The organism is Oceanispirochaeta sp., assembly GCF_027859075.1.
Lineage (GTDB): Bacteria > Spirochaetota > Spirochaetia > DSM-2461 > DSM-2461 > Oceanispirochaeta.
This window is the reverse complement of record NZ_JAQIBL010000362.1, coordinates 1-5651: the sequence shown is the minus strand read 5'-3', so window position 1 is coordinate 5651 and position 5651 is coordinate 1. Positions and strand designations below refer to the sequence as shown.

Sequence of the window (5651 nt, the reverse complement as noted above, 5' to 3'; positions counted from 1 at the left end):
GAATAAGGAAGTATTGTATGAGAAAAGGTAAATTATTCATTGTTTTAGCACTTATTTTAAGTCTTTTCTTTTTCCTTTCCTGTGACGGTTTAGGAAGCAGCGATGATACAACAAGTGATGATACAACAAGTGATGTTGTGAATGATGCGACAAGCCTGGGAAGCTCTCTTCTACTATCAGGGACCGTAGATCAGGTCTTTGTTACTAGCACACATGTCTTGACAACTGGCTATACAAATCCAGGAGACCCAGACCCTGATGAGTTTAGATTATATGATGAATCAGAGGGAAGTATTACTTATAGAACTGATTCCGATGGGGATGAAAATTTAGACTTAGATTATGATGGAACTAGCCCTGCTCTCACACTTTATCCATCCTCTGGCTTTACCGGAATAACCACATCAAATCCTGACGCAGAGCTTGCAACGGCGGTTATAGATATTAGTGGAGGAGAGGATGGTCTTGTCTATGGGGATTTTTCGGATCTCCCTGCAAATGCTGAATGGTACTGTTATCTGTATGCAACGGAAGAAACGATACTGGACGGAACCTTTGTAGACACGAGTGATGATGATACCAGCTATATTTATGATAATGTAAGATTTTTCACGGGCTGGAACCGGGTGATACAAAGTACTTCAGACGGTTCCAGCTTTACGTATACAGCTGGTGATATCACAGACGGGCACTGGACCTATATGGATAATACTAATTAATCAGAGAATGAATCGAGGAGGGCAGGCGGAGACCGGAATAATTGTACAAGCGCTGCCGGGTTCTTTCAATTGCAGACCCTGTTCCGGCCCAGGTTTTTAGCCTTATAGAGAGCCCGGTCTGCTCTTTCCGTGAGAGAGAGAATGTCGTCGGATTCAGTGAAGACTGCGATCCCCAAACTGACTGTCAAATGCTCCACATCATCCCTTCCGCTTATAGGAAACTCTCTCTCTTCCATCCTTTTTCGGATTCTTTCAGCCGTTTCCATGGCCTTCTGCTCATTAGTTCCCGGCAGAATCAGAGTGAATTCCTCCCCCCCGTAACGGCAGGCAAAATCCTGATCTCTTATTCCCTGACTGAGGAGCGGTCCCATAGCCATCAAGACTCTGTCCCCTTCAGGATGCCCCCATGAGTCATTGAATTTCTTGAAATGATCCACCTCCATCATAACCAGAGCCAGAGGTTGACCGCTCTGCCGGGCCAGAGATATCTCATGATTCAGGCTTTCATTGAAGGACGCCCGGTTATGAAGCTGGGTAAGATTATCTGTGAGACTGATCTTCCTGAGAGATCTGGATTTATCATTCAAAAAGGAGTTTTCCGACTGCAGAACCCGCATCTCATCTATCAGTGCATAACTGAGAAGGAGAGAACTTAACGCGGCGCCGGAAGCAAACAGGTCGAGGGTCAGACTGTTTCTGGGGATCATTCCTCCTGCCAGGGCATAAACAATGGTGCCGACATAAAAGACGAGCCAACCGGCCAGAAACCAGAAGGAGGATTGAACTCCCTTTCTGAGGCTCACAACTCCAATGATGATACCAAAGGGAGGGAGAATATAACTCAATGCCGTATTCAGCAGATGCCCGGCATGGGTAAACCCTGATAGACCTAGAACACAAAGAACTCCAGCCATTATTTTTGTGATAGTAATGACTATATGAAGTTTAGGTGTCACAATCTTTGTCTTCAGAAAACGGCTCATAAAGGAAGCGTTGGCAAACCAGATCAGGCTCACCACAGGCAGAGAGACCCGATTCAGAGAAACACTGGGAAGGATGAAAAAAACCTCACTATGTCCATAGGTCAGCATACACCAGCAGATGGTCCCCACTCCGAAGAGTAAAAAATACAGATAGGTCAACTTCTTGAGAATCACAAAGAGAATCATATTGTAGATGATGATGCTGAAGAGTATCCCGTATATGATCCCGAAGTAGAGATAATCCCTCAGTATATAGCGCATAAAGGGTTTTACATCCCAGAACCGAACTTCAAAATTAAAGGCAAGGGGAGACTGGAGGCGGATATAAGTCGGCTCGGTATAATTGATATTTTCAGGGATCACAGTGCTCTGAGTTCTGAAACTTAATTTATCAGACCTACCGGTATGAGAGACAGTACTGTCTTTCAATGTAAAATAGAAATCTGCTTCTCTAAAGGCCGGTTTGTTGATCTCCAGAACAGTGCCGGGTGGAGTGCTTTGGGGAATATATAAACGGATCCAAAGATCTTCAGAAAAATATCCCAGACTGTAGTGGTCCGTATTCATTTCCTTGAACTCCGGTGCCTGCCTCAACAGTTCATCCAGGTTCAACCCAGCTTCGGTTTTTAAATAGGAGGTATTGGCGGAATAATTTGTATAATCCTTTTCAATCATTAAGGTCAGGATCAGACAGAGAGTAACATACAGCAGCAGAACAAGGATGACAGATCTCAGCTTCATAACAACGCATTATACATGAATGATGAGAACCATGGGACTGGAAATTCTATTAATAAAAGAATCGGATACGTCTGGCTTTGACAGTTCTCCCGGCATGGAATGAGCTTATTTCTCCTGATAAGGCTTGAGCAAGAAAGCAAATTGAATACATAATCGGTCGATATGACACCTCAGCAGAAAACTAATCCGCTTCTGATGGTCAGCATGCTGATCCTGGCGGTATTCTTCTCCATGGCTTCACGCGCCGTTTTCTCTCCCTTAATGCCCACTCTTCAGGCGGAAATGGGCTTCAGTCTCTCTGCCGCAGGGACACTCTTTCTGCTGATAAGCATCAGTTACGGCATTACCATGCTCCTGTCGGGCTTCCTCTCCGCCCGAATCGGGCATGGAAAAACGATTACAGTTTCGTTAGGTATGATTTCACTGGGACTGATGCTGGCAGCCTGCTCGCAGGGAATCGTATTGCTGGCAGTAGCGCTGATTTTTATCGGGGCGGCAGCCGGAATCTACCCGCCTTCAGGCCTGGTGATGATTAATACCAAAATCGATATTAAATACCAGAGCACAGCCCTCTCCTTCCACGAAATAGGCCCGAACGCCGCTCTGCTCCTGGCGCCGCTGATCGTGCTCAGTCTGGAACCATGGTTTGGTTGGCGAGGTGTACTTCTCTGGATGGCGTTTATATGTGCCTTGGCAGCCGTCGCCTTTCAGCGTTGGGGGGCGCCCTCAGGCGGTATGGGGACTGCTCCCGATTTTAAAATTGTAGGAACCCTGCTGCGTAAGAAACACACAATACTTGGAATGTCTATACTCTGTGCGGCCCTCGCCGGACTTCAGGGGGTTTACGTCATCCTTCCGGCCTACCTTGTAACCGAACATCATATGCAGTCCCATATCGTCAATCTGGCGCTGTCTGGCTCCAGAGTGGCTGGTATTCTGCTTTTAATGCGTACGGGGAAGATTATCAACCGCTTCGGCCGCAGGCGGACAATCAGCGGCGTACTTCTTTTTTCCGCCTGTTTTACAGGGCTTATCGGTGTTGTCCGCGGGCCAATGATCCTGGCAGTGGTTATCGCCCAGCCTGCTATCATGGCCATCCTCTTTCCGGCACTTCTTTCGTCCATTGCGGAAATCGGCGATCCTCGCTACCAGAATATAACCTACTCGCTGATTATTACCGTTGGTGTCAGTATCGGTTCAGGGGTGGTTCCTGCTCTGCTGGGGATCTTTGGCGATATGGGCATCGGCTGGGCGGGGTTTATCGTACTGGCTCTCCTTATGATAATGCCCGTGCTGTTTCTGAGACGTATGCCCGATTTCGGGGAGGACCGGAAATAACTTCGCTTCTTACCAGAGAGTCATGACTCCATCGTATTGCCTGATCAGAGAGTCTTTGGAGGCAATGACCATATTTTCAGCCATAGCCTGAGCAATGAGCATCCTGTCAAGGGGATCATCAAAACTATCAGAAATCTCTATTTGTCCACAGGATAATCCGGGAGTTCTCTTTTCATTTCTCTGACTGAGGGGAGTCATCTTAACAATAGGTTTCCCGTTCTTTGCGATAATCATCTCTTCACCCAGCAGAACTTTGTTGATATATTTCGAGAAATGAGTTTTCGCATCATGTATATTGACTATCATATTTCATATTATAGACTAAGCTGTAGACTAAGGCAAAGATATTACTCATCATAACTCCAGGGAATGACCGCCCGGATTGAAAAACCCATAGAGGTATTCTCATAAGACAAGCTGCCTTCAACTTCGGCCAATCGCTCTGTCATTCCTTTTAAGCCGATTCCCTGCTCAATATCAAGGCTTCCTTTTCCATCATCTTCCAGGCTGATCTGAATTAATCCCTCGTTTCTCCAGAATTGAATGCTGATGTTTTTGGCATCTCCATGGGTGAGGGCGTTGGTCATGGCCTCCTGGAGGAAACGGTAAATGATATGATCTATTTTCCTGTTCAGAACCCAGGGAAGGTTTCCGAATTCCACCCTTACTTTGACACCCGTCGATTCCATGAATATGCCTGTCAGATTCTGTATGGACTCAATACTGTTTTTCTCTTTGACTTTTGTGTTTCTGAGGACTCTCAGGGATTGTCTTATTTCTTTATGCCCGTTCTTAGTAATATCCAGTGCCTGGTGAAGCAGTTTTTCGAGTTTGACAGGATCTGTCTTCACAAGGTCCGTACTGGCTTCCAGCATCATCAGAAGGTTTGTCATGGTATATCCGACGGTGTCATGGATTTCTCTGGTCATCTTCAGGCGTTCATGAATCATGCTTTTCTCTTCCGCAATATTGGCATACTGCTGGAGTTCAGAGTTGGAGGCAGACAGTTTCTGGATGATCAGTCTTTGATTGGTCTGGATCTGTCTGTATTGGAGCAGCAGATTATGAGCGTGTTTTATCATGATGCAGAGGCTGGAAATCATCATGGTCAGGATGAGAAGGGAGCTTTTAAGGTCCCAGGTTCTGGCACCCACTTCAATGTCCCAGAATATTTCATTGTGGACGGTAAAGAGGACGGTGGACATGATCACAGTGGTTAAAAATAGAATTTCTACGGTAGTCAGAAGGAGAATCCCTTCCAGAAGCATGATGATGATCAGAAAAAACTCAAACCAGATATTGGTGCTGAAGGGTTTGGTCATGATGTATTTGCATCCCAGCTGCGCTATAAACAGGAAGGCCGTCGTGATGCCTCTGGAGGGCGATGCTTCTACGGGTATTAAAAATATAAGAAGGGACAAAATAAAATTGAAAATCAGAAGGGCCAGAAACTGATACGTCCAGCTGGGGGGGAATAGAAAACTCTGGGGATTGAATATGAAGAGAGACACAATGGCAAAATTACATAGAACGATCATGGGGAAAATGGTCCATCTCTGCAATTTCCTGTTGAAAAAGATGAGGCTGCTTTTCATATAGGGATATTTAATACTGGTTTCTGTATTAAGTCAAATTGAGAGCCCCTCGGGGGGAGATAACAAAACAGAGATTCAAGCATAATCTTCATATGATATAAGAACACTAGTAATTTCACATAGAAACAATCCCCCCCTTTTTAAATTTCTTTTTTGTATATTTCACTCTGCTGTAATAAAATAAATAATATAAAAGTACAAACGTTTTAACTTTACGTCATACATTCCTTATTGTATAATATTTTATAGATATAAAAAAACGCATATATGTTTAG

At 45.0% G+C, this 5651-nt stretch carries 5 protein-coding genes; 2 read left to right on the top strand and 3 right to left on the bottom strand.

Annotated features, from left to right (window positions below; genetic code table 11):
• A partial coding sequence (locus PF479_RS20615; protein ID WP_298010949.1) for a hypothetical protein occupies positions 1-719 on the top strand: 719 nt, incomplete at its 5' end.
• Between the two features lie 65 nt (positions 720-784).
• Here the strand turns inward: PF479_RS20615 and PF479_RS20610 are convergent.
• Complete coding sequence (locus tag PF479_RS20610) at positions 785-2443, bottom strand: diguanylate cyclase (protein ID WP_298010948.1); 1659 nt, start codon at positions 2441-2443, stop codon at positions 785-787.
• Between the two features lie 162 nt (positions 2444-2605).
• Here PF479_RS20610 and PF479_RS20605 point away from each other — a divergent pair, with 162 nt between their 5' ends.
• A complete protein-coding gene (locus PF479_RS20605) occupies positions 2606-3781 on the top strand; it encodes an MFS transporter (protein WP_298010946.1) in 1176 nt (391 codons plus the stop codon).
• Positions 3782-3790: 9 nt separating this feature from the next.
• On the opposite strand, the gene PF479_RS20600 is transcribed toward PF479_RS20605, so the two are convergent.
• On the bottom strand, positions 3791-4087 hold the full coding sequence (locus PF479_RS20600; RefSeq protein WP_298010944.1) for a type II toxin-antitoxin system prevent-host-death family antitoxin: 297 nt from the start codon (positions 4085-4087) through the stop codon (positions 3791-3793).
• Positions 4088-4128: 41 nt separating this feature from the next.
• Complete coding sequence (locus PF479_RS20595; protein ID WP_298010942.1) at positions 4129-5376, bottom strand: histidine kinase; 1248 nt, start codon at positions 5374-5376, stop codon at positions 4129-4131.
• Positions 5377-5651: the final 275 nt, after the last annotated feature.

Bases quoted from the DNA above. Each gene is read 5' to 3' on its own strand.
- PF479_RS20610 (WP_298010948.1), bottom strand. From the start codon at position 2,443: ATGAAGCTGAGATCTGTCATCCTTGTTCTGCTGCTGTATGTTACTCTC.
- PF479_RS20605 (WP_298010946.1), top strand. From the start codon at position 2,606: ATGACACCTCAGCAGAAAACTAATCCGCTTCTGATGGTCAGCATGCTG.
- PF479_RS20600 (WP_298010944.1), bottom strand. From the start codon at position 4,087: ATGATAGTCAATATACATGATGCGAAAACTCATTTCTCGAAATATATC.
- PF479_RS20595 (WP_298010942.1), bottom strand. From the start codon at position 5,376: ATGAAAAGCAGCCTCATCTTTTTCAACAGGAAATTGCAGAGATGGACC.